The sequence below is a fragment of the Ornithinibacillus liuyingii genome (genome assembly GCF_055550225.1).
This window is the reverse complement of sequence record NZ_JBPWOS010000006.1, coordinates 13,294-39,319: the sequence shown is the minus strand read 5'-3', so window position 1 is coordinate 39,319 and position 26,026 is coordinate 13,294. Positions and strand designations below refer to the sequence as shown.

28 protein-coding genes and 1 tRNA gene are annotated in these 26,026 nt (G+C 38.4%); 28 read left to right on the top strand and 1 reads right to left on the bottom strand.

Going from position 1 to position 26,026, the window contains the following annotated elements; genetic code table 11:
• Positions 1-135: 135 nt before the first annotated feature.
• The 24 genes from rnmV to ACSKT4_RS09170 all read left to right on the top strand — a co-directional run bounded on the left by rnmV (position 136) and on the right by ACSKT4_RS09170 (position 20,538).
• Positions 136-702, top strand: coding sequence for a ribonuclease M5 (gene rnmV, locus ACSKT4_RS09285; RefSeq protein WP_186871103.1), 567 nt, complete (start codon positions 136-138; stop codon positions 700-702).
• A complete protein-coding gene (rsmA, locus tag ACSKT4_RS09280; RefSeq protein ID WP_186871104.1) occupies positions 695-1,579 on the top strand; it encodes a 16S rRNA (adenine(1518)-N(6)/adenine(1519)-N(6))-dimethyltransferase RsmA in 885 nt (294 codons plus the stop codon). Before rnmV ends, rsmA begins: the two co-directional genes overlap by 8 nt.
• Positions 1,580-1,696: 117 nt before the next feature.
• Complete coding sequence (yabG, locus tag ACSKT4_RS09275; protein WP_186871105.1) at positions 1,697-2,587, top strand: sporulation peptidase YabG; 891 nt, start codon at positions 1,697-1,699, stop codon at positions 2,585-2,587.
• A gap of 211 nt (positions 2,588-2,798) precedes the next feature.
• Positions 2,799-3,065 carry a biofilm formation stimulator Veg gene (veg, locus tag ACSKT4_RS09270; protein ID WP_186871106.1) on the top strand — a complete coding sequence of 89 codons (267 nt, stop codon included), beginning with the start codon at positions 2,799-2,801 and terminating at the stop codon, positions 3,063-3,065.
• 73 nt (positions 3,066-3,138) lie between these two features.
• Positions 3,139-3,486, top strand: coding sequence for an SCP2 sterol-binding domain-containing protein (locus ACSKT4_RS09265; RefSeq protein WP_186871107.1), 348 nt, complete (start codon positions 3,139-3,141; stop codon positions 3,484-3,486).
• Between the two features lie 123 nt (positions 3,487-3,609).
• Entirely contained in the window at positions 3,610-3,765 is a 156-nt protein-coding gene (locus ACSKT4_RS09260) for a small, acid-soluble spore protein, alpha/beta type (protein WP_186871108.1), read from the top strand.
• A 106-nt stretch (positions 3,766-3,871) separates the two neighbouring features.
• The gene (gene ispE, locus ACSKT4_RS09255) at positions 3,872-4,723 is read left to right on the top strand and encodes a 4-(cytidine 5'-diphospho)-2-C-methyl-D-erythritol kinase (protein WP_186871109.1); all 852 of its coding nucleotides are present in this window, start codon (positions 3,872-3,874) and stop codon (positions 4,721-4,723) included.
• A gap of 67 nt (positions 4,724-4,790) precedes the next feature.
• Positions 4,791-5,600 carry a pur operon repressor gene (purR, locus tag ACSKT4_RS09250; RefSeq protein ID WP_186871110.1) on the top strand — a complete coding sequence of 270 codons (810 nt, stop codon included), beginning with the start codon at positions 4,791-4,793 and terminating at the stop codon, positions 5,598-5,600.
• Positions 5,601-5,823: 223 nt separating this feature from the next.
• Positions 5,824-6,111 (top strand): septation regulator SpoVG, encoded by a 288-nt coding sequence (gene spoVG / locus ACSKT4_RS09245; protein WP_010094877.1) that lies wholly within the window; start codon positions 5,824-5,826, stop codon positions 6,109-6,111.
• Between the two features lie 280 nt (positions 6,112-6,391).
• Complete coding sequence (glmU, locus tag ACSKT4_RS09240) at positions 6,392-7,777, top strand: bifunctional UDP-N-acetylglucosamine diphosphorylase/glucosamine-1-phosphate N-acetyltransferase GlmU (RefSeq protein ID WP_186871111.1); 1,386 nt, start codon at positions 6,392-6,394, stop codon at positions 7,775-7,777.
• Between the two features lie 19 nt (positions 7,778-7,796).
• The gene (locus ACSKT4_RS09235) at positions 7,797-8,747 is read left to right on the top strand and encodes a ribose-phosphate diphosphokinase (protein ID WP_281413729.1); all 951 of its coding nucleotides are present in this window, start codon (positions 7,797-7,799) and stop codon (positions 8,745-8,747) included.
• 129 nt (positions 8,748-8,876) lie between these two features.
• Positions 8,877-9,500, top strand: coding sequence for a 50S ribosomal protein L25/general stress protein Ctc (locus tag ACSKT4_RS09230; RefSeq protein WP_186871113.1), 624 nt, complete (start codon positions 8,877-8,879; stop codon positions 9,498-9,500).
• 480 nt (positions 9,501-9,980) lie between these two features.
• Positions 9,981-10,544, top strand: a complete 564-nt coding sequence (pth, locus tag ACSKT4_RS09225) for an aminoacyl-tRNA hydrolase (RefSeq protein WP_186871114.1) — start codon at positions 9,981-9,983, stop codon at positions 10,542-10,544.
• Positions 10,545-10,694: 150 nt separating this feature from the next.
• On the top strand, positions 10,695-10,925 hold the full coding sequence (locus tag ACSKT4_RS09220) for an anti-sigma-F factor Fin family protein (protein WP_186871115.1): 231 nt from the start codon (positions 10,695-10,697) through the stop codon (positions 10,923-10,925).
• Between the two features lie 125 nt (positions 10,926-11,050).
• The gene (mfd, locus tag ACSKT4_RS09215; RefSeq protein ID WP_465823217.1) at positions 11,051-14,569 is read left to right on the top strand and encodes a transcription-repair coupling factor; all 3,519 of its coding nucleotides are present in this window, start codon (positions 11,051-11,053) and stop codon (positions 14,567-14,569) included.
• A gap of 75 nt (positions 14,570-14,644) precedes the next feature.
• Entirely contained in the window at positions 14,645-14,794 is a 150-nt protein-coding gene (locus ACSKT4_RS09210) for a hypothetical protein (RefSeq protein ID WP_186871117.1), read from the top strand.
• Positions 14,794-15,330, top strand: a complete 537-nt coding sequence (gene spoVT, locus ACSKT4_RS09205; protein ID WP_186871118.1) for a stage V sporulation protein T — start codon at positions 14,794-14,796, stop codon at positions 15,328-15,330. The genes ACSKT4_RS09210 and spoVT overlap by 1 nt, the downstream gene beginning before the upstream one ends.
• A gap of 152 nt (positions 15,331-15,482) precedes the next feature.
• Complete coding sequence (locus ACSKT4_RS09200) at positions 15,483-17,018, top strand: putative polysaccharide biosynthesis protein (protein WP_186871119.1); 1,536 nt, start codon at positions 15,483-15,485, stop codon at positions 17,016-17,018.
• 13 nt (positions 17,019-17,031) lie between these two features.
• Positions 17,032-18,480: a bifunctional methyltransferase/pyrophosphohydrolase YabN gene (gene yabN / locus ACSKT4_RS09195; protein ID WP_186871120.1), complete on the top strand. Its 1,449-nt coding sequence runs from the start codon at positions 17,032-17,034 to the stop codon at positions 18,478-18,480.
• Positions 18,481-18,485: 5 nt separating this feature from the next.
• Positions 18,486-18,749, top strand: coding sequence for an RNA-binding S4 domain-containing protein (locus ACSKT4_RS09190; RefSeq protein WP_186871121.1), 264 nt, complete (start codon positions 18,486-18,488; stop codon positions 18,747-18,749).
• A 53-nt stretch (positions 18,750-18,802) separates the two neighbouring features.
• A complete protein-coding gene (gene yabP / locus ACSKT4_RS09185; protein ID WP_186871122.1) occupies positions 18,803-19,105 on the top strand; it encodes a sporulation protein YabP in 303 nt (100 codons plus the stop codon).
• Entirely contained in the window at positions 19,102-19,701 is a 600-nt protein-coding gene (gene yabQ / locus ACSKT4_RS09180; protein ID WP_186871123.1) for a spore cortex biosynthesis protein YabQ, read from the top strand. Before yabP ends, yabQ begins: the two co-directional genes overlap by 4 nt.
• A gap of 4 nt (positions 19,702-19,705) precedes the next feature.
• Positions 19,706-20,083: an FtsB family cell division protein gene (locus ACSKT4_RS09175; RefSeq protein WP_186871124.1), complete on the top strand. Its 378-nt coding sequence runs from the start codon at positions 19,706-19,708 to the stop codon at positions 20,081-20,083.
• 71 nt (positions 20,084-20,154) lie between these two features.
• Entirely contained in the window at positions 20,155-20,538 is a 384-nt protein-coding gene (locus ACSKT4_RS09170; protein ID WP_186871125.1) for a S1 domain-containing RNA-binding protein, read from the top strand.
• A gap of 213 nt (positions 20,539-20,751) precedes the next feature.
• Here the strand turns inward: ACSKT4_RS09170 and ACSKT4_RS09165 are convergent.
• Positions 20,752-20,825: transfer RNA gene (locus ACSKT4_RS09165), tRNA-Met, on the bottom strand.
• 160 nt (positions 20,826-20,985) lie between these two features.
• Here ACSKT4_RS09165 and ACSKT4_RS09160 point away from each other — a divergent pair.
• From ACSKT4_RS09160 to ACSKT4_RS09145, 4 genes are all read left to right on the top strand, one after another.
• The gene (locus ACSKT4_RS09160; RefSeq protein WP_186871126.1) at positions 20,986-21,450 is read left to right on the top strand and encodes a DinB family protein; all 465 of its coding nucleotides are present in this window, start codon (positions 20,986-20,988) and stop codon (positions 21,448-21,450) included.
• A 376-nt stretch (positions 21,451-21,826) separates the two neighbouring features.
• A complete protein-coding gene (gene spoIIE / locus ACSKT4_RS09155) occupies positions 21,827-24,274 on the top strand; it encodes a stage II sporulation protein E (protein WP_186871127.1) in 2,448 nt (815 codons plus the stop codon).
• 89 nt (positions 24,275-24,363) lie between these two features.
• On the top strand, positions 24,364-25,098 hold the full coding sequence (locus ACSKT4_RS09150) for a vWA domain-containing protein (RefSeq protein ID WP_186871128.1): 735 nt from the start codon (positions 24,364-24,366) through the stop codon (positions 25,096-25,098).
• Entirely contained in the window at positions 25,073-26,002 is a 930-nt protein-coding gene (locus ACSKT4_RS09145) for a protein kinase domain-containing protein (protein ID WP_186871129.1), read from the top strand. Before ACSKT4_RS09150 ends, ACSKT4_RS09145 begins: the two co-directional genes overlap by 26 nt.
• The last annotated feature ends 24 nt before the right edge of the window (positions 26,003-26,026 follow it).

The window sequence follows — 26,026 nt, the reverse complement described above, 5'->3', positions numbered from 1 at the left end:
GGAAAGTATAAAAATATATTCCGTAAGCATAAGAAAAAACACATTCGCTAACGGACGAGAAAGTGAAGTGCCTTCTGTAGAATACATGATTCTGCTATGCGTATGGGATATTTTGAATAAAGCGAGGAACATTCATTGAAAATAAAAGAAATAATAATCGTTGAAGGAAAAGACGACACGACGAAAATAAAACTAGCAGTCGATGCGGATACGATCGAAACAAACGGATCGGCTATTAACCAAAAAACGATTCAACAAATTAAGCACGCAAAAGAAAAACGCGGTGTGATTATTTTTACCGATCCAGATTATCCAGGCGAACGTATCCGACATATTATTGACCAAGCTGTTCCAGGGTGTAAGCACGCATTCCTAACACAAGATAACGCCCGTGCGAAGCATCCTAATAACAAGAGCTTAGGAATTGAGCATGCATCCGTAGAAGTCATTAGAAAGGCATTAGAGGATGTATATGAACTAGCCGACATCGAACAAACGGATATCACGAAAGAAGATTTAATGAACTATCGGTTAATCGGAGGGCCTGGATCAAGTAAGCGACGGGAACGACTTGGAGAAATATTACAAGTTGGCCATACGAATGGAAAACAATTACTCAAACGCCTCACGATGTTTCAAATTTCTAAAGCACAGTTAGAAGAAGCGATGGAAAAGATAGAGCAGGAGGACATTCATGGATAAGAAATATATTGCAACACCTATAAAGACAAAAGAGATTTTACAAAAATATCACTTCACCTTTAAAAAGAGCCTCGGGCAGAATTTCTTAATAGATGTGAATGTGCTCAAAAATATTATTGGCCATGCAGGAATCGATAAGACGACAGGAACAATGGAAATTGGCCCGGGTATTGGCGCATTAACAGAACAACTGGCTATCCACTCAGATAAGGTCGTAGCTTTTGAAATTGATGGCCGTCTCTTACCGATTTTGGATGATACGCTATCCGACTATGATAATATTCGAATTGTACATCAAGATATTCTTAAAGCGGATGTTCATGACGTGATTAAAGAAAACTTCCAGGAGAATCAGCCTATCCATATCGTGGCTAATTTACCGTACTACATTACGACGCCAATCTTAATGAAGTTACTCCGGGAACGTTTACCTGTTGAAAGTATCACCGTTATGATCCAAAAGGAAGTAGCGGATCGAATGGCTGCACAGCCAAATACGAAAAGCTATGGCTCCTTAACCATAGCGATACAGTACTATACAGAGGCTAAGGTTGTAATGAATGTGCCGAAAACCGTATTCATGCCACAGCCAAATGTCGATTCTAGCATCTTACAGCTTGTCACGCGAAGCAAGCCACCGGTAGAGGTGGAGGATGAGGATTACTTTTTCACACTTGTCCAGGCCTCATTCGCACAACGAAGAAAAACATTACGAAATAATCTCACCAGCCATTTCAAAGGAATATTGGATAAAGACACGATTAACGAGCAGCTTGAAGCAATTGGAATTGATGGAACAAGACGTGGCGAATCACTGGATATGCAAGAATTTAGTATTTTAGCAAACGCTTTTTATAAGCTACAGCATCATAATTAGCTAGGTGTCCTTACGAGGGCACCTTTTTATATTGCTTTAAAGCACGTATAAGGCATCTTACTCATAGTCTATATAGGAGAATGCTTTCATGGTACATGGAGGCTGTGAGGTGTATATATGGAGCGTAGAGTAGTAGGTGAACTAGTTACAAGGAAATCATATCATCATGATTTGTTATTTCGGGTTTCATCCATCAAGCAGGATAAAGCAATCTTACATGGGGAAGATATACGTTTAGAAGCAGATGCACCACTAGAGGATTTAACTAAAGTTGAAGAACGAGATTTAGAAAAAAGAAGACAAAAGGGAAAAGAACAGGAAGAGTTTTCCTATCGGTTGTTTCGTCAGGATTATCAGTTGATGAAGGAAAAGCGTGATTATCAATCAACAGACGGTTATCAATATGCAGATTACTTTCAATTGCCAGCGAAAGTATTACATCTAGATGGAGATCAAAACTACCTGCGAAAATGTATTAGTCTCTATCAACGGTTAGGGTTACAAGTACATGGGGTTCATTTGAACGAAAAGGAAATGTCTTTTCATATTCAGACCCTAATTGAAAAGATCCAACCAGATATCATTGTCATTACCGGGCATGATTCCTTTTCGAAAAGCAAAGGGGCTAAACAGGATATACGAGCCTATCGCCATTCAAAATATTTTGCAGAAACCGTTAGAGAAGCAAGAAAGGTTGTTCCACACCTTGATCAATTAGTTATCTTTGCAGGGGCATGTCAGTCCCATTTCGAATCCTTAATTCGGGCCGGAGCGAATTTTGCAAGTTCTCCTCACCGTATTAATATCCATGCATTAGATCCAGTTTATATCGCGGCTAAGATAGCCTATACACCTTTTATGGAAAAGGTGAGTGTATGGGATGCGCTACGTAATACGATGACAGGTGAAAAGGGGATGGGCGGAGTAGAGACAAAAGGATTGCTTCGTACGGGGTTACCCTATTTAACAGATGATGAGGAATCAAGCGAATCGATACCAATGGAATAAAGATTAAATCACTCGACTTACTAACGGAAGTAGGTCGAGTTTTAAATTATATGCAAAAAATATACATAATATGTCAACATTTTGTCATAATAATATCAATAAGTGGAATTTACTTGTTGACAGCAAAAAACGTATCTTGTTATAATATAAGATTTTATTTGACTTTTAAACAAGCATATGGTATAGTTAACTTACAGTGAGGTGGAGTGTATTGGCTAAAACATTAACCGAAATTAAGCAAGGTCTCGAGTGTCAAATTGGAAAGCGATTAACGTTAAAAGCTAATGGTGGCAGAAGGAAGACAATTGAAAGAACGGGAATTTTAGCAGAAACGTACCCTTCTGTATTTATCGTTGAACTTGATCAAGATGAGAATGCTTTCGAACGTGTTTCATACAGCTATGCAGACGTACTTACAGAAACAGTAGAACTAAACTTCAATGATGAACATACTAAAGCAATGTTATTAGATCAGTAGCCCAATGGTTTACTGATCTTTATTTTTTATATATAATTATTAGACAATTTGAAAAGTTTTGGGGGGATGAATGGTGAGCTTAATCGAGAGTGGTACGGTGCAGGAGGTTTGGAAAGAGATTGAGTTGAAATTACAGGAGAACCCAGATCCGTACGCTAAAATAAAGGCTACATACGAAATTCACATTACCGATGAAGCGGTTTGTTATCAATTGAAATTTGAGAATGGGGAATTTTCTATTTTGCCTACTACTGCGTCGAACCCAGATTGTACACTAAAAATGAAAAACGCTATATTTAGAAAATTTCTGGCGGGTAACCTAAATAGTATGACTGCTTTTATGACGGGTAAGTTAAAAGTGGATGGGAATATTGGGTTAGCTCTTAAGCTAGAGAGTTTGTTAAAGGAATATCAATTTTAGCAAGATTTTCCCTTGGTTTCCTAGATATAACTTGTCTAATCCAATGATTGCTACAAATAATAAACATGTCGTAACAGGTTATAACACGAAAGGGGTTGTTCTTCTTTGGGTAGACGTGGGATTATGTCAGACCAACTAAAAGAAGAAATTGCAAAAGAGTTAGGCTTTTACGACACGGTTCAAAAAGAAGGCTGGGGCGGTATTAAGGCAAGGGATGCCGGGAACATGGTAAAGCGAGCAATTGAAATAGCCGAGCAAAATTTACAGGGCAGATCATAATCGATCTGCTCTTTATATATGGACATAGAATCCGTAAATAGAACAAGTCGCAACCGATTTTAATATATGTTACAATTTCCATACATGAAAAAAGTAGGTGACGGAGATGACTCACTTTGAGAAAGCGCCTGCCAAAATCAATCTATCTCTTGATGTTTTGCGAAAACGTGAGGATGGTTATCATGATGTGGAAATGGTTATGACGACGGTTGATTTAGCAGATCGAATTGAGTTAAATACCTTGGAGGAAGATCGAATCGAAGTTTCTTTATGGAGTAGATATGTTCCAAACGATGAACGGAATTTAGCCTATAAGGCAGCTAAGGCATTTAAACAAAAATATAATATAAACAAAGGGGTACATATTAAGATTGAAAAGGTTATCCCAGTTTCTGCGGGGCTTGGCGGAGGCAGTACGGATGCTGCGGCTGTATTAAGAGGCTTGAACCGTTTATGGAATATGGACATTCCTATTGAGCAACTAGCAGAGCTTGGATCAACCTTGGGATCAGATATACCTTTTTGTGTCTATGGTTCAACGGGTATTGCTAAAGGCTTCGGGGAAATCATTGAACCACTGCCATCACCACCCCCGTTTTGGGTGGTATTAGCTAAGCCAGATATTGGTGTCTCAACACGAACGATTTTTCAACGTGTAAAAATGGACGAGATTATTCACCCTAATACCAATCAGGTAGTGGAAGCATTATATGAAAAGGACTTTAACAAGCTATGTCAGAATATCGGTAACTCACTAGAAGCTATCACCACCGCATTACATCCTGAGGTGCTACGTATTAAAGAAAAGATGCTCCAAGCGGGTGCGTCCGGTGTATTAATGAGCGGTAGTGGTCCTACAGTATATGGCTTAGTAGAACAACAAAGTAAAGCACAACGAATCTATAATGGAATGAAGGGCTTTTGCCAGGAAGTGTATTTAGTTCGATTAATCGGCTGAGGTGCTTGCTAAATGCGTATGATGGTGGTATATTTATATGAAATAATTCGGTTTTAGAGGTGAAATCATGAAAAGAAGTGGGAGATTAGTTGCAATAACAAACTATTTTCTAGAAAATCCGAGAGTTCATAAAAATCTGCCATCATTTGCAGAAAAGTATAAAGCCGCAAAAGCATCAATCAGTGAAGACCTAGACATCATTGATCAAATGTTTCGAGCGGAAGGATTAGGACATTTAAAGCGCATAGCAGGATCAGCTGGAGGCGTCATGTATATTCCAGAGTCCCCTATGGAAAAGGGAATGGAATTTGTTGATCAGTTATGTGAACGACTGAAAGATCCAGATCGAATATTACCCGGTGGTTATCTTTATATGAGTGATTTATTAGGAGAACCTCACACAGTTCGTGAAATAGGAAGAATTTTTGCTTCTAACTTCTCCAAACTAGATATCGATGTTGTCGTAACGGTCGCAACCAAAGGTATCCCACTTGCATATGCGGTAGCTTCATTCTTGAATGTTCCTGTTGTTATTGTGCGAAGAGATCCTAAGGTAACAGAAGGCTCTTCAGTAAGCATTAACTATGTTTCTGGCTCTTCCAGAAAAATTCAAACAATGGTCTTACCGAAGCGTAGCTTGGAAGAAGGGTCTAATGTATGCATTATTGATGACTTTATGAAAGCAGGCGGAACGATTAACGGTATGGTAAGTCTATTAAAAGAGTTTAACACGAATGTGAAGGCAATTGGAGTTCTGGCTGAAGCGGATGATGAAGAGGAAGAACGAGTTGTGAATGATTATATGTCACTAGTAAAAATATCCAATGTTGATATTAAAGAAAACTTCATTTCTGTACAGCGTGGAAATTTTATATAGGGTAAAGAAGACTTTTCCTAGTTAGGGAGGTCTTTTTTTAATGGTGTAAATCAGCTAAATGTAGCTTTTGAGTATATGGTTCTTTTCTACGACAACTAGTAAAAAAAACCTAATTTTTTACTTTTTGTGTAAATTATTAAACTTTTTTCAAATATAAGCAGGAATTTATAATTTTTTGTAGAATTTAATAACTAACTCAAAGACGAAAAGGTGGTGAATCAGCATGGAAGTAACTGACGTAAGATTACGCCGTGTCAATACGGAAGGTAGAATGCGTGCTATCGCATCTATTACGTTAGATCAGGAATTTGTAGTTCATGATATCCGAGTAATTGATGGGAATAATGGACTATTTGTAGCAATGCCATCTAAACGCACTCCTGATGGTGAATTCAGAGATATCGCACATCCGATTAACTCTAGTACGAGAGCAAAGATCCAAGATGCCGTATTAGAAGAATATCGCCGTGCAGGTGAAGAAGTGGAATTTGAGGAAGCAGGAGCTTCCTAAAAATGAAACCCTTTTCAACAAGAGGTCTAATCTCCAAAGGATTAGCCTTCTTTTTTTGTTCCCCAACGAATAATTCCTCAAACGTATTAGTCAGGCTCATCCTCCTGTAGAGGGTTATCCATCGAATACAACTCTTTTTTGATTTACAACGAGTCAAAATAGTCCCTCCGGTTTGCTTTCAATTGGTTGAAATTAGCCTTTTTTTAGGATATAGTCAAAATGGATATTTATTAGAAAGCATTGATAAAAACATCGATTATAGATAATGGAGGCTACCCTCATGAAGAAGCGTTATGCAATTATACTTGCAGCAGGACAAGGTACGAGAATGAAATCCAAGCTATATAAAGTACTTCATCCCGTATTAGGTAAGCCTATGGTACAGCATGTGCTGGAACAAGTGAAGGCAGTAGGATTAGAGGAAGTTGTGACCGTTGTTGGATTTGGTTCAGATAAAGTGAAAGAACATCTCGGCAATGATTCGAAGTTTGCCTTACAAGAAGAGCAGCTAGGTACAGGACACGCTGTGATGCAAGCGGAAGAATTATTGATGGATAAAGAAGGTACAACCATCGTTGTATGTGGAGATACCCCATTAATTACGAAGGAAACCTTTGAGCAGTTATTTGAACATCATGAAAAAGAAGGCTCGAAGGCTACGATTCTAACCGCTAAAGCCCCTAACCCATTTGGATATGGGAGAGTAATCCGTAATGAACAAAATGAAGTGGAACGAATTGTAGAGCAAAAGGATGCAAGTCCAGAGGAACTACAGGTCGATGAAATTAATACGGGAACGTTTTGCTTTGATAATAAAGCATTATTTGGCGCATTAAAAGACGTCTCAAATGATAACTCCCAAGGAGAATATTATCTAACAGATGTGATTGAAATCCTTAAGGAAAAGTCGGAAAAAGTAAGTGCTTATACCATGCCTAACTTTGATGAGACACTAGGCGTAAATGATCGTGTTGCGTTAGCACAAGCTGAAAAAACAATGAAACGTCGTATTAATGAATACCACATGCGCAATGGCGTTTCCATCATCGATCCGGAGAATACATATATTCAGCCGGATGTTGTGATTGAATCAGATGTTGTGATATACCCAGGAACTATTATAGGTGGTAAATCCATCATACGGGAGAATGCTATTATTGGCCCTAATAGTGAAATTCATAACTGTGAAGTAGGCGAAAATACAGTAATTAAGCAAAGTGTGGCAACAGACAGTAAAATTGGCGCACGGGTAAATATTGGTCCTTTTGCTCATATTAGACCGGATGCTAATATAGGTGATGGAGCAAAAATTGGTAACTTTGTCGAAATTAAAAAAGCCGAATTAGGTGAAGGAAGCAAAGTATCCCATTTGAGCTATATTGGTGATGCAAAAGTCGGAAGTAATGTTAATATTGGTTGTGGTACGATTACAGTAAATTATGATGGCAAAAATAAGTATTTAACGACTATCGAAGATGATGCGTTTATTGGCTGCAATTCGAATCTAATTGCCCCAGTAACCATTGGCAAAGGATCATATGTTGCTGCAGGCTCGACCATCACAAAGGATGTACCTTCAGATGCTTTGTCTGTTGCTCGAGCAAGACAATCAAATAAAGAAGGATATGCATCACGATTAAAGAACAGATTGAAAGAAAGAAAATAAATAACGGAGGGGTATCTTCATGTCTCAATACCAGAACTCAAATATGAAAGTTTTTTCACTTAATTCAAACCGAAAGCTAGCAGAGGAAATCGCAGAGCATATCGGCATTTCTTTAGGAAAATGTACGGTAACATCGTTTAGTGATGGCGAAATTCAAATTAACATTGAAGAAAGTGTTCGTGGATGTGATGTTTATGTTGTGCAATCAACAAGCTCACCAGTAAACCAACATCTAATGGAATTACTTATTATGCTAGATGCACTAAAACGTGCTTCTGCTAAAACGGTTAATGTGGTAATGCCTTACTATGGTTACGCAAGACAAGATCGTAAAGCACGTGCAAGAGAGCCAATCACAGCTAAGCTAATTGCGGATTTAATCGAAACTGCAGGAGCAGATCGTGTTATTACACTTGATTTACACGCACCACAAATTCAAGGCTTCTTTGATAGCCCAATTGACCACTTACAAGGTGTGCCATTACTATCCGATTATTTTGAAGCAAAAGACATCGATGATATTATTGTTGTTTCACCAGATCATGGTGGCGTAACAAGAGCAAGAAAAATGGCTGACCGTCTTAAAGCACCAATCGGTATTATTGATAAAAGAAGACCACGTCCAAATGTTGCCGAGGTTATGAATATTATCGGAAATATTGAAGGAAAAACAGCTATTTTAATTGATGATATCATTGATACGGCCGGTACCATTACATTAGCTGCTAATGCCTTAATTGAACAAGGGGCAAAAGAAGTGTATGCATGCTGTACACATCCGGTATTATCTGGCCCAGCAATTGAACGTATTCAAAATTCACAAATTAAAGAATTGGTTATTACAAATTCCATTCCATTACCAGAAGAGAAGAATATAGAGAACATTACCCAATTGTCTGTTGCACCTCTTATCGGGGAAGCAATAATCCGTGTACATGAGGAACAATCCGTTAGTATTTTGTTTGATTAATGTTTAAGCGAATGGTTTTAAGGGGAATATACTATATTAGATAAATGATTTAGCTCTACAACCTGCATATACGAGAAAGTTGTCCGTACTAGATGATATACTAGTTTTTTGAGTGGAAGGATGATATGGATGTCAGTAACCTTAAATGCTATGAAACGAGAAGATCATACAAAGTCGACAACAAAACAACTGAGAGAAAATGGACAAGTTCCGGCAGTTGTTTATGGGAAAGAGAATGGCTCTAAATCAATTTCTGTAGATAGTATAACATTACTTAAAACCGTTCGAGATGAAGGGAAAAATGCTGTCATATCACTGCAAATCCAAGGGGAATCACCTTTGGATGTTATGCTACATGATTATCAAACAGATAAAATAACGGATGATCTCTTACATGCAGACTTTTATGTGGTGAATATGTCACAGGAATTGGAGACAACTGTACCAGTACGTGTGGTTGGAGAACCAGAGAACGGTGTCGTACAACAACCTCTATACGAAGTAAATGTACGAGCAACTCCAAACCATATTCCGAACGAAATTACAGTAGACATCTCGAATAAAAGTATCGGCGATATTGTCACAGTAGCGGAGATTGGAGAATCATCGACCTATCAAGTAACGGATGATCCAGAGACAGTAGTTGCAAGTGTACTTGCCCCTACGACAAATGCCGATATGGAAGGTCAAGAGGAAACAGGTGAAGAACCAGAATTCACTGGAGAAGCACAATCAGAAGCTAACGAAGAATAACATCCAATTCATATGAAAACTATACAAAACAACGAGGCTGGAACAAAACTAAAACAAAGGTAATATAAAACGAACCATCACCACATTAGCCCCGGAAATATACGGAGACTCCTGTGGGAGGAAAGGCATCGGTGAGACCCCTGGGGAGCGTTAGCTCTGAGGAGGCTCATCAGCCGCCCGACGGTAAAGTAGACACTGCGATGGTCTTTTCGAGCAGATGTCACCCCTGTACAGGAAGTAACCGCAAGTATATTTCCGGGGCGGGTCTGATGCGCTAACTTTAATGTTCGGTTTATCCTATGTTAGAAATAGTTTTGTCCCAGCCTCGATTGTTGTATTTGTTATGAAAGAGAGCCTACATGGGATGAAGGTTTTACGTTAGCGCATCCTAACGGTAAATAACTGTATGGTTAAGTAGGTGTTCAAAAGACACTACGAGCCTGTATAGATAGATTAAATACTAAAAAAGGAAGAAATAATATGAAATGTATTGTCGGTTTAGGAAACCCGGGGAAGAAATATCAAAATACTCGGCATAATATCGGTTTTATGGTGATAGATGAATTAGTGGCACGTCATAACCTAGATCTTAACAAGACGAAATTTAAAGGGCTTTACACGATTACAACCTTGAAAGGGGAAAAGGTGTTACTGCTTGAACCACAAACCTATATGAACCTTTCAGGAGAATCACTTCGGCCGTTAATGGAATACTACGATATTGAGTTAGAAGACGTCCTCGTAATCTATGATGATTTAGACTTACCAACTGGAAAAATCCGATTACGACAAAAAGGTGGTCACGGCGGTCATAATGGCATCCGCTCTATTATTGATCAACTGGGCACGAAAGATTTTAAACGAATCAGATTAGGCGTAGGTCGCCCGGTATCACCTATACCAGTAGTTGACTATGTACTAGGTGCATTTCCAAAAGAGGAAGAAGCACTAGTAAAAGAAAGCATTACAAATGCAGCTAATGCATGTGAAAGATGGTTGGAGCAATCATTTGAAGAAGTTATGAATGAATTTAATGCTCTCTGAGTAAGATAAATAAAGTGAAATCATGTTCAAGGAAAAGTTAGCTTCTAGAATGTGTAACACATAAGGGATAATTTTGTTCTACTCGTATAAAATATCTCTTTTCGGATAAACCTATTAACTAATCATGTGTTTATTCGAGGAGGTACTTCTATGGCTATTGTCTATACTTGTAGACATTGTGGGCTAAAACTCGGTGAAATAAAAGAACAAGTTGTCGATACTACCGTGTTAGGTTGGAATAAGCTAACAGATGAGGAAAAAAGAGAAATGATCCAGTATAAAGAGAACGGAGATGTTCAAATTCATGCAATTTGTGAGAATTGCCAAGAATCGTTAGGACATCATCCAGAATATCATGAATTAGATTATTTTATCCAATAGCATATAGAGTGCAAAGCTTTGGTTCTTAACCAAGGCATTTTTGCGCTTTATTTAGTAGATTTTTAAATGCTATTAATTTAGTAAGATATCGTGCTTGAAGGGGAAGTCATAATGGGGGTTTTGATGTGAAGGATTTTAATCAATATTTACAATCACAAAAGGATGTACAATCTATTATAGATGGCGTAGAAGGTGGCTTGAAGGAACAGTTAGTTGCTGGTTTATCTGGTTCTGCTAGAAGTATGCTAGTATCAGCTGTTGAGGCATCGCTCCATCGCCCAATACTGCTTATTACCTATCAATTGGTACAGGCACAACAATTATATGATGATTTAACTGCTTTTTTAGATGAGGACCAGGTACACTTATATCCAGTAAATGAATTAATAGCAACGGAAATTGCAATCGCAAGTCCAGAGCTACGCAGCAGCAGAATTGAAGCATTGACGAAGTGGTCTAACCAAAAATCAGGTGTATTAATTGCGCCTGTAGCTGCCTTAAAACGGATTTTACCCCCAATAGAATATTGGAGTAAGTATCAATTATTATTTAGAGAAGGAGAAGAAATTACAATCGACTCCTATCTTAGCTCTTTAGTCGATATGGGATACGAACATGCCTCCATGGTAACAGCACCTGGTGAGTTCAGTAGACGTGGCGGAATTATTGATGTGTATCCAGTAACAGAGCCACACCCAATCCGAATCGAACTATTTGATGAAGAAGTAGATTCGATTCGATATTTTGATGCAGATTCACAGCGTTCTATGGACCGCTTACAGGAGGTAACCGTAGGACCAGCAACCGAATTACTTGTAACAAGTGAAGATATCCTTCGAGGTGCGGAGCGATTAGAGGATGCCTTTTCCAAAACGCTAAAAAAGATCACGACTAAAGAAGGAAAAGAAGCATTAGTAGATGCAATTGAAGGGGATATTGAACGATTAAAAAATCTCGAGCATTATCCTGAAATGCATAAGTTTATCGGTTACTTCTATGATCGTCCTGCTAGTTTATTAGATTATTTACCGCATAATGGTTTAATCATACTCGATGAAATGAGTAGAATTCAGGAGACTGCGACTAATTTAGACCATGAGGAAGCAGAATGGTACAGTAGTTTATTGGAAGCAAATAAGATGGTCATGGATAGTAAGTTTTCGTTTGATTGGCATACCATATGGGGCGGGATGAATGCAACACGCATTTACATGTCTGTGTTCCTACGGCATATTCCAAACACAAACCCGCAAAACATTGTCAATCTTTCATCGAGAGCAATGCAAGATTTTCACGGGCAAATGCATTTATTTAAAAATGAGTTAAAGCGGTGGGAAAAGGGTGACTACTCTGTTGTTGTAGTTGTGCCAAATAAAAATCGGGCTGAAAAGGTCCAATCCATCTTGGATGATTACGACATTGAAGCAGCGATTTCGGATCACATACAGTTACCGGTGGAAATGCCTACTATCATCGTTGGGAATATAACGAGTGGTATTGAGTTACCAATGCATAAGCTCGCTGTCATTACAGAAAATGAGCTCTTTAAGAAACAGACAAAGCGCTCGAGAAAGAAACAAAATATCTCGAATGCAGAACGCATCCAGAACTACCAAGAACTAAAGGTAGGCGATTATGTCGTTCATACGAACCACGGAATTGGCCGTTATTTAGGGATTGAAACGTTAGAATTACAAGGTAAGCATAAGGATTATATGCTAATTAAATACTCTGGTGATGATAAGCTATTCGTTCCAATTGAGCAGATTGATTTAGTGAAGAAATATGTCGGTTCAGAAGGAAAAGAACCGAAGCTATATAAATTAGGTGGCAGTGATTGGACAAAAGTAAAACGAAAAGTACAGTCCTCTGTTGAAGATATTGCTGATGACCTAATAAAGCTATATGCAGAAAGAGAATTTCGCAAAGGATTTGCTTTTTCACCGGATGGAGAAATGCAACGTGAATTTGAGGCATCCTTCCCGTACCAAGAAACAGAGGATCAATTACGTTGTATTGAAGAAATCAAACAAGACATGGAAAAAGAAAGGCCAATGGATCGACTACTTTGTGGAGATGTAGGTTATGGAAAAACCGAGGTTGCTATTCGTGCTGCCTTTAAAGCGGTCGCAGATGGCAAGCAAGTAGCGATTCTAGTACCGACTACGATCTTAGCACAACAGCATTATGAAACGATTCGTGAAAGATTCCAGGACTACCCAATTAATATTGGATTATTAAGTAGATTTAGAACACCCAAGCAACAAAAGGAGACGATTGAGGGCTTAAAACGTGGCGTAGTGGATGTCGTAATCGGAACACATCGCCTTCTTTCCAAAGATGTTGTCTATCATGACCTAGGGTTATTAATTGTCGATGAAGAGCAGCGTTTTGGTGTGAAGCACAAAGAGAAAGTAAAACAGATGAAGACGAATATTGATGTGTTAACCTTAACCGCAACCCCAATACCGCGTACCCTTCATATGTCTATGCTAGGGGTTCGTGATTTGTCTGTTATCGAAACACCACCAGAAAACCGCTTTCCAATACAAACCTATGTCATGGAATATAATCCGGTGCTAATTCGAGAAGCGATTGAAAGAGAGATGGCTCGTAATGGTCAAGTATTTTTCTTGTACAATCGTGTAGAGAACATCGATAAGATGGCTCGCGATATTGGCATGTTAGTTCCAGAGGCTCGCGTAACCTTTGCTCATGGTCAAATGAATGAGACTGAGCTAGAGAACGTGATGTTTGGATTTTTAGAAGGGGAATTTGATGTCCTTGTCAGCACAACCATTATTGAAACTGGTGTTGACATACCGAACGTGAATACCTTAATTGTCTATGATGCTGATCGCATGGGGCTTAGTCAGCTCTACCAGCTAAGAGGAAGGGTAGGACGCTCTAATCGCGTGGCCTATGCATATTTCACTTATAAGAAAGACAAAGTTCTCAATGAAGTGGCGGAGAAGCGACTACAAGCTATAAAAGAATTTACTGAACTAGGCTCAGGCTTCAAGATTGCCATGCGTGATTTATCGATACGTGGTGCAGGGAATTTACTCGGATCCCAGCAGCATGGATTTATTGATTCTGTCGGATTTGATATGTATAACCAAATGCTAACGGAAGCAATCGAGGCAAGAAAACAAGGGAAAGAAATTGAGGATGTTAAGCCATTTGATCCAGAATTAAACTTGTCAATCGATGCGTATATTCCGGATACCTATATTGAAGATGAAAGACAGAAAATCGATATGTATAAACAGTTCCAGACGATATCGTCGAAAGAAGATATACAAGATTTACAGGACGAGTTACTCGATCGCTTTGGTGATTTTCCTACCGAGGTGGAAAATCTATTCATCGTTTCAGAGCTTAGATGGTTAGCTAAAAGAGAGCGAATCGAATCCATTACGGAGAAAAGCAATAAAATTGAATTACTTGTATCGGACGAGAGAAGCAAGCTAGTAGATGGTGCGAAAGTATTTGAACTGGCGAATGAATATGGGAGAGAAATTTTATTAGGAACCGAGCAAACGAAACTAAAGGTTATTTATCGTTTCTCAAGAGATTCCTCCTTCACTCGATACGATACAATAAAAGATTTTATTGGTAAAATGGATAAAATTAATCGCTAAGTACAATAAATGGTATTTCATGTATAGTTCTTCCAAGATGATTCATACTACTAAAACACAACTGGAGAATTTCTCATGACAGATAATAAGCATGAAGTTGTGTACGTACCGGTTATGAGCAACCTTTGCATCCTAACCAACATTTATTACCGTACGAGTGACATAATAGGCTTAGCTTCTATATTTGGCACGAGAAATCATCATAAGAAAGCGAGGCTTCTTTAATGAAAGCAACAGGAATTGTACGACGGATTGATGATTTAGGTAGAGTAGTCATCCCGAAAGAAATCAGAAGAACTTTACGAATTCGTGAAGGAGATCCATTAGAAATATTCATTGATCGTGAAGGCGAGGTTATTCTAAAGAAATACTCACCAATCAATGAATTAGGCAATTTTGCCACAGAATATGCCCAAGCGCTATTCGATTCTCTTCATCACCCAGTATTTATTTGTGATCGTGATGAAATCATTGCGGTAGCAGGAGAATCGAAAAAAGATTACTTAAACAAAAACATTGGACCTAAAATCGAAAAGGCAATTGAGAGTAGATTGCAAACACTGGAAACCGATGCAAGTACATTAGAATTACTTCCGGGGAAAGAGGAAGAAGTAAACTCTTACTGTATCAGTACGATTATAGCGAATGGAGACCCGATTGGCTGTGTCGTCATGTTTTCACGTGACGGGGGTAAATTAAGTGAAGTGGAGCAAAAGGCATTAGAAACCGCATCTAGCTTTTTGGCGAAGCAAATGGAGTAAATTTTTTAAAAGAGTAAGAATTAGTTATGAAGCAACTAATTTTTACTCTTTTTTCATGTCAACAAGTCGGTTCCCTGTGTTTTGTAATACGTATGGTATAATGTAGTGGAATTTTACCAGCATGAGAATTGTGATAAAGGAAGTTATGGATAATGGAATCGAATAAATTTGTTAAGGGTGCTTTAATCCTTACATTAGCAGGAGTGATTAGTAAGGTATTAAGTGCAGGGTATCGAATTCCATTGCAAAACCTTACAGGCGATATAGGTTTTTATATTTATCAACAAATCTATCCGATTATTGGTATCATTTTGATACTAGCTTTATATGGGTTTCCAACAGCTATTTCGAAGCTAACAGCAGAAACAGAAGACATTTCCATGAAGTATTTTATGCTTCCTATTTTGACGATCCTGTTCGGGATATGTGGGATGTTTGCGCTACTCTTATACATAAATGCGGATGAAATGGCACTATTCGTAGGGGATGAACAGCTTACTACGGGATATCAAGTTGCAAGTCTATTATGGATTGTTATTCCTTTTACCGCATTGTTACGTGGAATATTTCAAGGGAAGTCCGAAATGAAATCAACTGCTTATTCCCAGCTTGGTGAGCAAATTTCTCGTGTTTCGATAATTATCGGGATTGCCTGCTTAATCGCTATATATGGACTGGATGTCTACTGGGTAGGAATCTTTGCTGGGGTTGCTGCTATCGTTGGATCTGTGATTGCTTTTTTGATATTAATTTTTTTCTTTGTAAAGAATAAGCCAGTGAAGAAGGTAATCGGTCCGGTTCCTTGGAGATACTATAGTAAAACAATTATTGTATATGGGTTTATTGCAGCATTAAGTCATATGATTTTGTTAATTATTCAATTTGCGGATTCATTTACCGTTGTACCTGGGTTAATCGAAAGTGGGTTATCGGATCAGGAGGCAATGGAAGCAAAAGGTGTATTTGATCGAGGACAGCCACTGATACAAATTGGTGCTGTATTGGGCTCATCATTTGGCTTAGCCTTAATCCCAAGTATTACAATAGGCATGCAGTCATTGGATCAAGCACCAATACGTGCCCATATTACCAGCTCATTAAAGATTAGCTTTTATTTAGCTTGGGGTGCAAGTATAGGATTAATCTTCCTATTTCCGGAAACAAACCGCTTATTATATCAGGACAATCAAGGGGAAGTAGCGTTAATGATTCTGATGGTGGCGGTGCTTTTAAGTGCGATGGTGATTACCGCTAGCTCTATTTTACAAGGACTAGGTTTTATTAAATGGACAGCATTATATATTGCAATGGCATTTATCGTAAAGTGGGTTATGAATACCTTACTCGTTCCGTATTGGGGCATTATAGGAAGTGCAATTGGTACAGTGGCTAGCCTGTTGTTTCTAGCCATCTGTACCATTAGAAAACTGAAGAAAAATAGCCATCATGTATTTTCTATCAATTGGAAGGCCTTTATGATAGCGAATAGTAGCATGGTCGCCTTTTTAGTCATTGCTGATTGGCTTCTTCCGACAGAATCATTCTCTAGATTGGCGTTGCTTTTCACCGTTTTAATGCTATCGGGAGTTGGAGCAGTAATCTATTTAGTTTTATTAGTGCGATTTAAGGCGTTTACTGATAAGGAAATAGAGCTTATACCGTTTGGAAAGAGATTGACAGGACGTTAAAGGAGGTCTACCTATGAGTAAAAAAATTCAAGTAATCGGTCTTGGGGCAGGGGATATAAATCAGCTACCGCTTGGCATTTATCGTAAGCTAACAAAGGAGAATACGGTTCTTTATGCAAGAACACTAGATCACCCAGTAATAGAATCGTTACAAAAAGAGGGTGTCCAGTTTATTTCATTTGATTCTTTATATGAGCAGAATCAGGAGTTTGCATCGGTTTACCAAGAGATTGTTCGTGTTCTTTTAGAAAAGGCAAAAGAAAATTCATTAATTTATACCGTACCAGGCCATCCTATGTTAGCAGAAAAGACCGTTCAGCTTTTGTTAGAGCAAGATGAAGTAGAAGTGGACATTATTGGGGGACAAAGCTATTTAGATGCATTATTTACCTCCTTACAAATAGATCCAATCGATGGGTTCCAATTTGTAGATGCAACTGGATTTGAACGAAGCCAGCTCGTTTACCAGCACCATCTTGTATTTTGTCAGGTATACGATCGCTTTACCGCCTCTGAGGTGAAGCTAGCGTTATTAGAGGATTTACCACCGGACTATGAGATTACCATTATTGATGCAGCAGGAAGTGATCAGGAGAAGAAGATAACCATTCCATTAGAGGAATTAGATCATTCTGTAGAAGTTAGTAATTTAACGAGTGTATATGTTCCACCGGCACCGAAGCAGTTATTAAATCACACCTTCAATCGACTTAGAGAAGTGATTGCTACGTTAAGAGGACCAAATGGATGTCCATGGGACAAAGAGCAGACCCATGAATCATTAAGAGAATATGCGATAGAAGAAGTGTATGAGCTAATCGATGCAATCAATGAGGAAGATGACGAAGGAATTGTCGAGGAACTAGGAGATGTACTCTTGCAAATAATGCTTCATAGCCAGATCGGTGAAGATGACGGGTATTTCACGATCGATGATGTCATTCAATCCATTACCGATAAAATGATTCACCGCCATCCCCATGTTTTTTCCAATGAAACGGTCGATTCTGTTGATGATGTCTTGTCCAATTGGGAGGCATTAAAGCGAGTGGAAAAAGGAGAAACACGGAAGTCGATATTAGATGGTATACCAAAAGCTCTACCAGCTCTACTAAAGGCCTATAAATTGCAAAAGAAGGCAGCAAAGGTAGGGTTTGACTGGGATCAAGCAGCGGATATTTGGGACAAGCTTGAGGAGGAAATAAAAGAAGTACAAAAGGTCATTGAAGCGGATGATAAAGTGGAAATAGAAAAAGAATTTGGTGACGTACTATTTGTACTAGCCAACTTAACAAGATATTATAGAGTAAATCCAGAGAATGCCCTAAGCCTGACGAACCAGAAGTTCATCGAACGCTTTTCCTATATAGAGCAACAATTACAAGAAAGAGGCTTAGATATAATGGAAACTAGTTTAGAAGAAATGGATTACTATTGGAATCAAGCAAAGGAAAGAGAGTGAGATCATTGCGTTTAGATAAATTTTTAAAGGTATCTCGTTTAATTAAAAGAAGAACATTAGCAAAGGAAGTAGCCGACCAAGGTAGAATCACGATTAACGGTAATCAGGCAAAAGCTTCTTCAACTGTAGCAGTAGGGGATACGTTACAAATACGATTCGGTCAAAAACTAGTAACGGTTGAGGTTACATCATTAAAAGAAACCGTACGAAAAGATGAAGCTAGTATGCTTTATAGAATTGTAAAAGAAGAAAAAATCGAATCAGAGTAGTTCTATACTTGTCCCTCCTTTCATAAGTTATTAGTGATAAGGAGGAAGCGGATATGAACTATTATGAAAAAGAAAATAGTACAAGAGTACAACAGCAAGATCATCAATTAAAACTGAATAATCGTAGACTATTAGAAATTACTGGTGTAAAAGAAGTGGATAGTTTTGATAATGAAGAATTTCTGCTAGAAACTGTGATGGGATATCTTATCATTCGTGGTCAAAACCTCCAGTTAAAAAATCTAGATGTTGGCGAAGGTGTTGTCTCCATTAAAGGGAAGATTTATGAGATGTCCTATGTAGATGAACATCACCAGGAGAAGGCTAAAGGGTTCTTTAGCAAGCTATTCCGATGACACTTAGTGTCCAATTTTTAACCATGGTTTCCATGATAGGTGGAGGCTTTTATCTTGGTATGGCATTAGATACCTTTCGCCGATTCCATAAGCACTGGAAACAGAATGTGTTTTTAGTGTATGTGATGGAAGTAAGCTTTTGGCTCACCCAGATGTTTATTTTATATTTTATTTTATTTCAAGTGAACGCTGGGGAGCTACGATTGTATGTTTTCGCTGCATGTTTTTTAGGGTTTGCGGCATATCAAGTATTTGCCGCAAAGCTCTATAAACGTGTACTGGAAAGTCTAATTATCCTGGTTAATAAAATTTATCAAGTTGTTCGTAGTCTAGTAAATGGGCTACTTATTACGCCAATTAAATATATCGTGAAGATAATCATAGCTAGCGTACTCTTCCTCTTTAATATGATTATGCTAGTTTTTGGTTTTATCATGAAATGCCTCTTTATACCGATAAAATGGGTTTTGATGAAGATATATCAGCTACTACCTAAAAAGTTCAAATTATTTTTACACCATTTAGCAGGATTTTATAGTAAAATACAGAATATATGTAGAAAAGGCTTAAGATATATCACATCAAAGAGGAGGTGACGCTATGCAAAAGAAGAAAACAGTGACGAAACTGAACTCTCAATATATGGAGCAATACGATGCGCATGTAGAAAGACAGAAGCGGAAAAAGAAAAGACTTGTTCGCAGGCTGGTTCTTTTTATGACGCTTATCGTATTAATTGCTGGCAGCATGGCGGTCTATCACTTTCAACAACGAGCCTTACATACGGAAAAAATGGAAGAATATAAGCAGTTGCAAGAAGAACTAGCAGATTTAGAACAAAAAGAGAAGAAGTTCAAAGAAGAGATACAATTACTTAATGATGAGGATTATATTCTAGAGATAGCACGTACGAAATACTTCCTATCAAAAGAAGGAGAGCTAATTTTTAAAACTCCGGATGAGGACTCGTCTTATTGACACACTTTTACTGGCTTCGCTATAATATATAAGTAAAGTATTTTAATTTCTTAAGGAGGAGCATTTTTTTTATGTCAATTGAAGTAGGCAGCAAGCTGCAAGGTAAGGTAACCGGTATCACTAATTTTGGGGCTTTTGTTGAGCTTGGTGAAGGAACAACAGGACTTGTTCATATTAGTGAGGTTGCCGACAATTATGTCAAAGACATTAATGAACACCTTTCTGTTGGTGATCAAGTAGAGGTTAAAGTAATTAATGTTGAAAAAGATGGTAAGATTGGTTTATCCATAAAGAAAGCAAAGGAAAAGAAGCCAGTCCGTCAAAATCCTAGAGAACGTACGGAAACATTCGAAGCTAAAATGAACCGTTTTCTCAAGGACTCTGAAGATCGCCTAGCCTCTTTGAAAAAGCACACAGAATCCAGACGTGGAGGTCGAGGTGCTAAAAGAGGATAGTAGATGCTGTCTACCAGATAATGCTCTAGAATTTTTATCATATAGGTTAGTTACGAAAAAATAGCTATCATCAAGGTAGCTATTTTTTTATGTATGTACCGCAAAGAATGATTCATCGTGTGGGAAGTAATAGCACAGTGTAGAGTGGATGCGGGCTAGTAGGTTTAAAGTAAAAAACCTGTTATCAAAAGAGATAACAGGTTTTTTAAATGATAGCGGCGGAGGGGATCGAACCCACGACCTCACGGGTATGAACCGTACGCTCTCGCCAGCTGAGCTACGCCGCCATATAATCTATATTAAGTTGATGTCAAAGACGGTTTCTTTGAGTCAACAAAAATCATCATACAATACGTTTCGATTCATGTCAATATTTTTAAATAAAGAGGATATTTTCAGATAATGTCGAATATATTAGCAAAACGTTATAAAACGAGGTGAAAACAGGTGAAGGCACGTCATGAAGTATTATTTAACCAGCTGCATGCATACCGAAAAGAAACATTACGACTAGTAGAGGATTTGACAGAGGAAGAAGCAAACATTATACCGGAGGGGTTTCATAACAATATTAGATGGAACTTAGGTCATATTTATTTAGATCAATATCTCTGGATTCATGTTTTAACCAAAGAAACATCTGAAGAGACGAAACAATTAAATCAATGGTTTAGTTTTGGGACTAGTCCTAATAACTTTACCGAGGAAACACCTAATCTAGCAGAATTAAAGGAACGATTAACATATCAAATCACCGATATTAAAGCGAAATATGAAGAGCGACTAGAAGAAGAATTTCCTCCAACCGAAATGGGCATGTACACCATCGAACAAGTCCTAACCCGAACCATCTACCACGAAGGGCTACATACTACCGCTATACAATATCTAAAACGGTTTATAAACCAATAATAAGTTCATGTATTTGCGAAAAAAGAATCTCGTATCTGACGTGATTCTTTTTTATTTGCCAATTTAAGAAGTGGTTATTCTCTAGTCATTCCCCCTATATTCTAGTAACAAACCTACAAGAGATCTCCCGTTAAAGGCACCGACGGTCTATGACAAAAATGACACTTCAATATAAAGAATATGTAGAATCACCCATCACCCACTAGATTTCAGTCGAACGATTTTTAAAATCTATCCTCTTCTTTTGACAAAAAAAAATAACCTTTTATGGTTTACTGTTATGAAAGAACACCTGTCCATAATGAGTATATGCATATAATCCCTCAAATTAGAACAAAAAAATGAAATAAATAAACCGTCAAAGAGGAGTGGTTGAATGGAATCGGTAACTAGAGTCCAGACAAAAGCAATTGAAGTAGAGAGCACATTCTTGGAAAACATAAGAATGAGATTATATACGCAAGGGAAAAAAATCTTACTTGATCACGGACTATTATTTGTGCTGGTAGGTTTTTTACTCGGACGAGCTGTTATTCTATCAGTGGTCTCACCCTTCGCAGTAGCCTTTTTAGCAACCTTATGGCTAATGCATAAGGATAAAGCCGCTAAAACACTCTTAGCAACCATGATTGGTGCATTTACTATATCGTTAACACATGGTGTATTTGTCGGTATTTCCCTATTTTTCTTCATCATTATTTCTACTATCTTTCAAAGCGTGAAAAGTGAACAAACCAAAATTCCTATATTTGTGTTTCTTGCAACTGTTGCACCAAGAATCTTCTTATATTCTATTTATGGACAGCTTACTTCTTATGAATGGATGCTAATACTAGTAGAGGGAGTACTTGGAACAGTATTAGTCCTAATCTTTATGCAGAGTGTCCCATTGCTTTCCAAAAGAAGGTACCGGCCAACCTTAAAAAATGAAGAAATTGTCTGTATGATTATTTTAATCGCCTCCATTCTAACCGGAACTGTTGGGTGGGAACTTTATGGCGCATCCATTGAACAAGTTTTATCACGATATTTTGTCTTATTATTTGGCTTTGTAGGTGGGGCAGCCATTGGATCTACTGTTGGGGTTGTGGCAGGTTTAATTTTATCGCTAGCAAATGTAGCAAACTTATATCAAATGAGTTTACTAGCCTTTTCTGGCTTACTCGGAGGTCTATTAAAAGAAGGGAAAAAAATAGGTGTTGGAGCAGGTCTATTAGTCGGAACATGTTTGGTAGGAATTTATGGCGATTCTAGTTCATTAATTCCTTCCTTAATGGAGTCAACAGTAGCTATCCTATTATTTCTACTTACTCCAGGTAGCTGGTTTAAACAATTATCACGATATATTCCGGGGACAGAGGAGCATGCCAATGAACAACAACAATACTTGCAAAAGGTCCGCAATGTAACTGCTAAACGAGTAGAGCAATTTTCTGAGGTCTTTGAAGCGTTATCCAAGAGCTTCAGCTCAGCGGAAAATTACTCTCTTGAGGAAGAGGAATCGCAGCGAGAGACCGATTACTTCCTAAGTAACGTTACAGAAAAAACCTGCCAAACCTGCTTTATGAAAGAAAGGTGTTGGCAACAGCAATTTGACACGACATATTCGTTAATGGATATGCTGAAACAAAATGTTGAAACTGGAAATGAACCGAACAGAAAGGTTCTTCGTGAGTTTGAAAACCATTGTATTAAATCGCGAAAGGTAATCGATACGATGAAGGAAGAAATGTCCTATTTTGAAGCAAATCGCAAGCTAAGAAAGCAAGTGGTGGAAAGTAAGAAGCTTGTTGCCGAACAGCTTCAAGGAGTATCCGATGTGATGGAGGACTTTGCTAAAGAAATATTAAAGGAGCGGGAGCACCATGAAAAACAAGAAATACAAATTGTTCATGCACTAAAATCGATTGGAATTGAACTAGAGAAACTAGATGTCTATCGATTAGATAAAGGAAACGTTGATATTGAGATAACAGCCCTATTCTATGATTATCGCGGCGAGGGAGAAAAATTAATTGCCCCAGTTTTATCGGATATTTTAAATGAGACGATTGTTGTCAAAGAGGAGGATATTTCGCCGTTTCCAAATGGTTATTCCTTCCTTGCATTTGGCTCAGCAAAGGAATACACGGTAGAAACCGGTGTCGCCCACGCAGCAAAAGGTGGAGGTATTATTTCTGGAGATAGTTATACGATGATGGAGCTTGGAGAAGGAAAATATGCTATGGCCATCAGTGATGGCATGGGCAATGGTGTACGGGCTAATGAGGAGAGTAAAGAAACATTACGGTTATTACAACAAATACTCCAAACCGGTATCCCGGAAAAAGTTGCGATAAAATCAATCAATTCTATTTTAGCATTACGGACAACGGATGAAATGTTTGCAACCCTAGATTTAGCTGTAATTAACTTACATAATGCGTTTGTCCGCTTCCTAAAGATTGGGTCGACACCTAGCTTTGTCAAGCGTGGCGACCAGCTGTTAAAAATAGAGGCGAGCAACCTGCCAATGGGAATCATTAGGGAGTTCGATGTTGATATTGTCAATGAACAATTACAGTCAGAGGATATCCTGATTATGATGAGTGATGGTATTTTTGATGGTCCTAAGCATGTAGAGAACACAGATGTTTGGCTGAAACGAAAGATCCGCGAGATGGAGACGGATCATCCGCAGGAGATAGCCGATCTATTACTAGAAGAAGTGATTCGGACACGCTCCGGTGAAATAGAGGATGATATGACCGTGTTAGTTGCTAAGTTGAAAAAGAATGTTCCTCGTTGGGCGACGTTTCCAATCTACCAAACAGAGGCGCTCTAAATAGAATTGCTAGATTCCTTCTTTGAAAAAGGTATATCTCGAAGCATTGTTGTCAATGATGGTAAAGGAATAATATGGAGGTGTTTCGTATGAAGAAGGGGACTTTAAAGCAAATTCTATTAATTACAGATGGGTGTTCGAATAAAGGGGAAGACCCAGCGGCAACAGCTGCATTAGCATTTCAGCAAGGGATAACAGTTAATGTCATTGGTATATTGGAAGACGATCAAACAGAAGATCCTGAGGGTCTACAAGAGGTAGAAGAAATTGCCTTATCAGGTGGCGGAGTAAGCCAGCTAGTATATAAGCAGGCATTATCACAAACCGTACAAACCGTAACTAAACAAGCCATGACGCAAACAATCCAGGGATTTGTTAATATGGAGCTGAAGCAAATATTAGGTAAAGAGCAAACGATAGAAGATTTAGACCCTGAAAAACGAGGAGAAATAATGGAAGTAGTGGAGGACTTGGGTGAAACAAGTGACCTAGAGGTGTTGGTGCTCATTGATACAAGTGCAAGTATGCATGATAAATTACCAACCGTTAAGGAAGCGTTAATTGATTTATCCATCAGCCTTAACTCCAGAGTTGGAAGAAATCGCTTTGCAATTTATAACTTCCCAGGAAAACGTAAGGATATTGATAAAGTACTAGACTGGTCTCCGAAGTTGGATTCGATTTCATCTGTATTTCCGAAGCTTACAAGTGGTGGAATTACGCCAACAGGGCCAGCTATCCGTGAGGCAATGTATCAGTTTGGTAAGAAAAGCTTGTTAAGGAGCTTTAGAGGAAACCATGAACAAGACATCGAGAACGCATGATACTTTTCTAAAGCCTGGGATGACAATCACCGGTAAATGGCATCAAAAACGATACGTTATCATCCGAAAGATTGGAAATGGTGCGATTGGGACGGTTTATCTATGTGATGCAGGTGGAAAAAAGGCTGCATTGAAGATTAGTGATAAAAGCTCTTCCATTACAATGGAGGTCAATGTGTTAAAATCACTAGGGAAGGTCCAAGCGAAAAGTCTTGGACCTTATTTATTGGATGTGGATGATTGGGTAACGCCCCAAGGTATGACATTTTCTTTTTATGTCATGGAATATATCCAAGGGAGAACCTTACCAGAATTTATTAAGCAACATGGAAACGAATGGATTGGCGTATTTATGCTGCAGTTATTAGACGACCTTGGGAATTTACATCAATCTGGCTGGATATTTGGTGACTTAAAGGTAGACAATTTATTGGTTAGCCATGCACCGCCGCGTCTTAGATGGATTGATGTAGGTGGTACCACACAAGTTGGTCGAGCGATAAAAGAATACACGGAGTTCTACGACCGTGGCTATTGGGGGCTAGGTACGAGAAAGGCTGAGCCAAGCTATGACCTATTTGCGTTAGTTATGGTGTTTATTAGCGTTTATTATCCAAGGCATTTTCCTAAGGGGTCCAATCCACAAGCTACGTTATTTAAGAAAATTAATGACGTCAAAGCACTTCAACCGTATAGTCCATGTTTCAAGAAAGCATTGCTCGGGAAATATCATACCAGTGATGAAATGAAACAAGAAGTATCTGCTGTAATTTATCAATTGCAGAAGCAATCCAAAGCATCTACAACGAGAAGGAAAGAAGACAATCCCTCACTAGCAGTAGAGTCTGTAGGGTTTTTAATAGTGGCGCTAGGGTTTTATCTTTCTTCGTTGTTCATCCCTTAATTAGAGTGGTAAAATGAGAAGTAC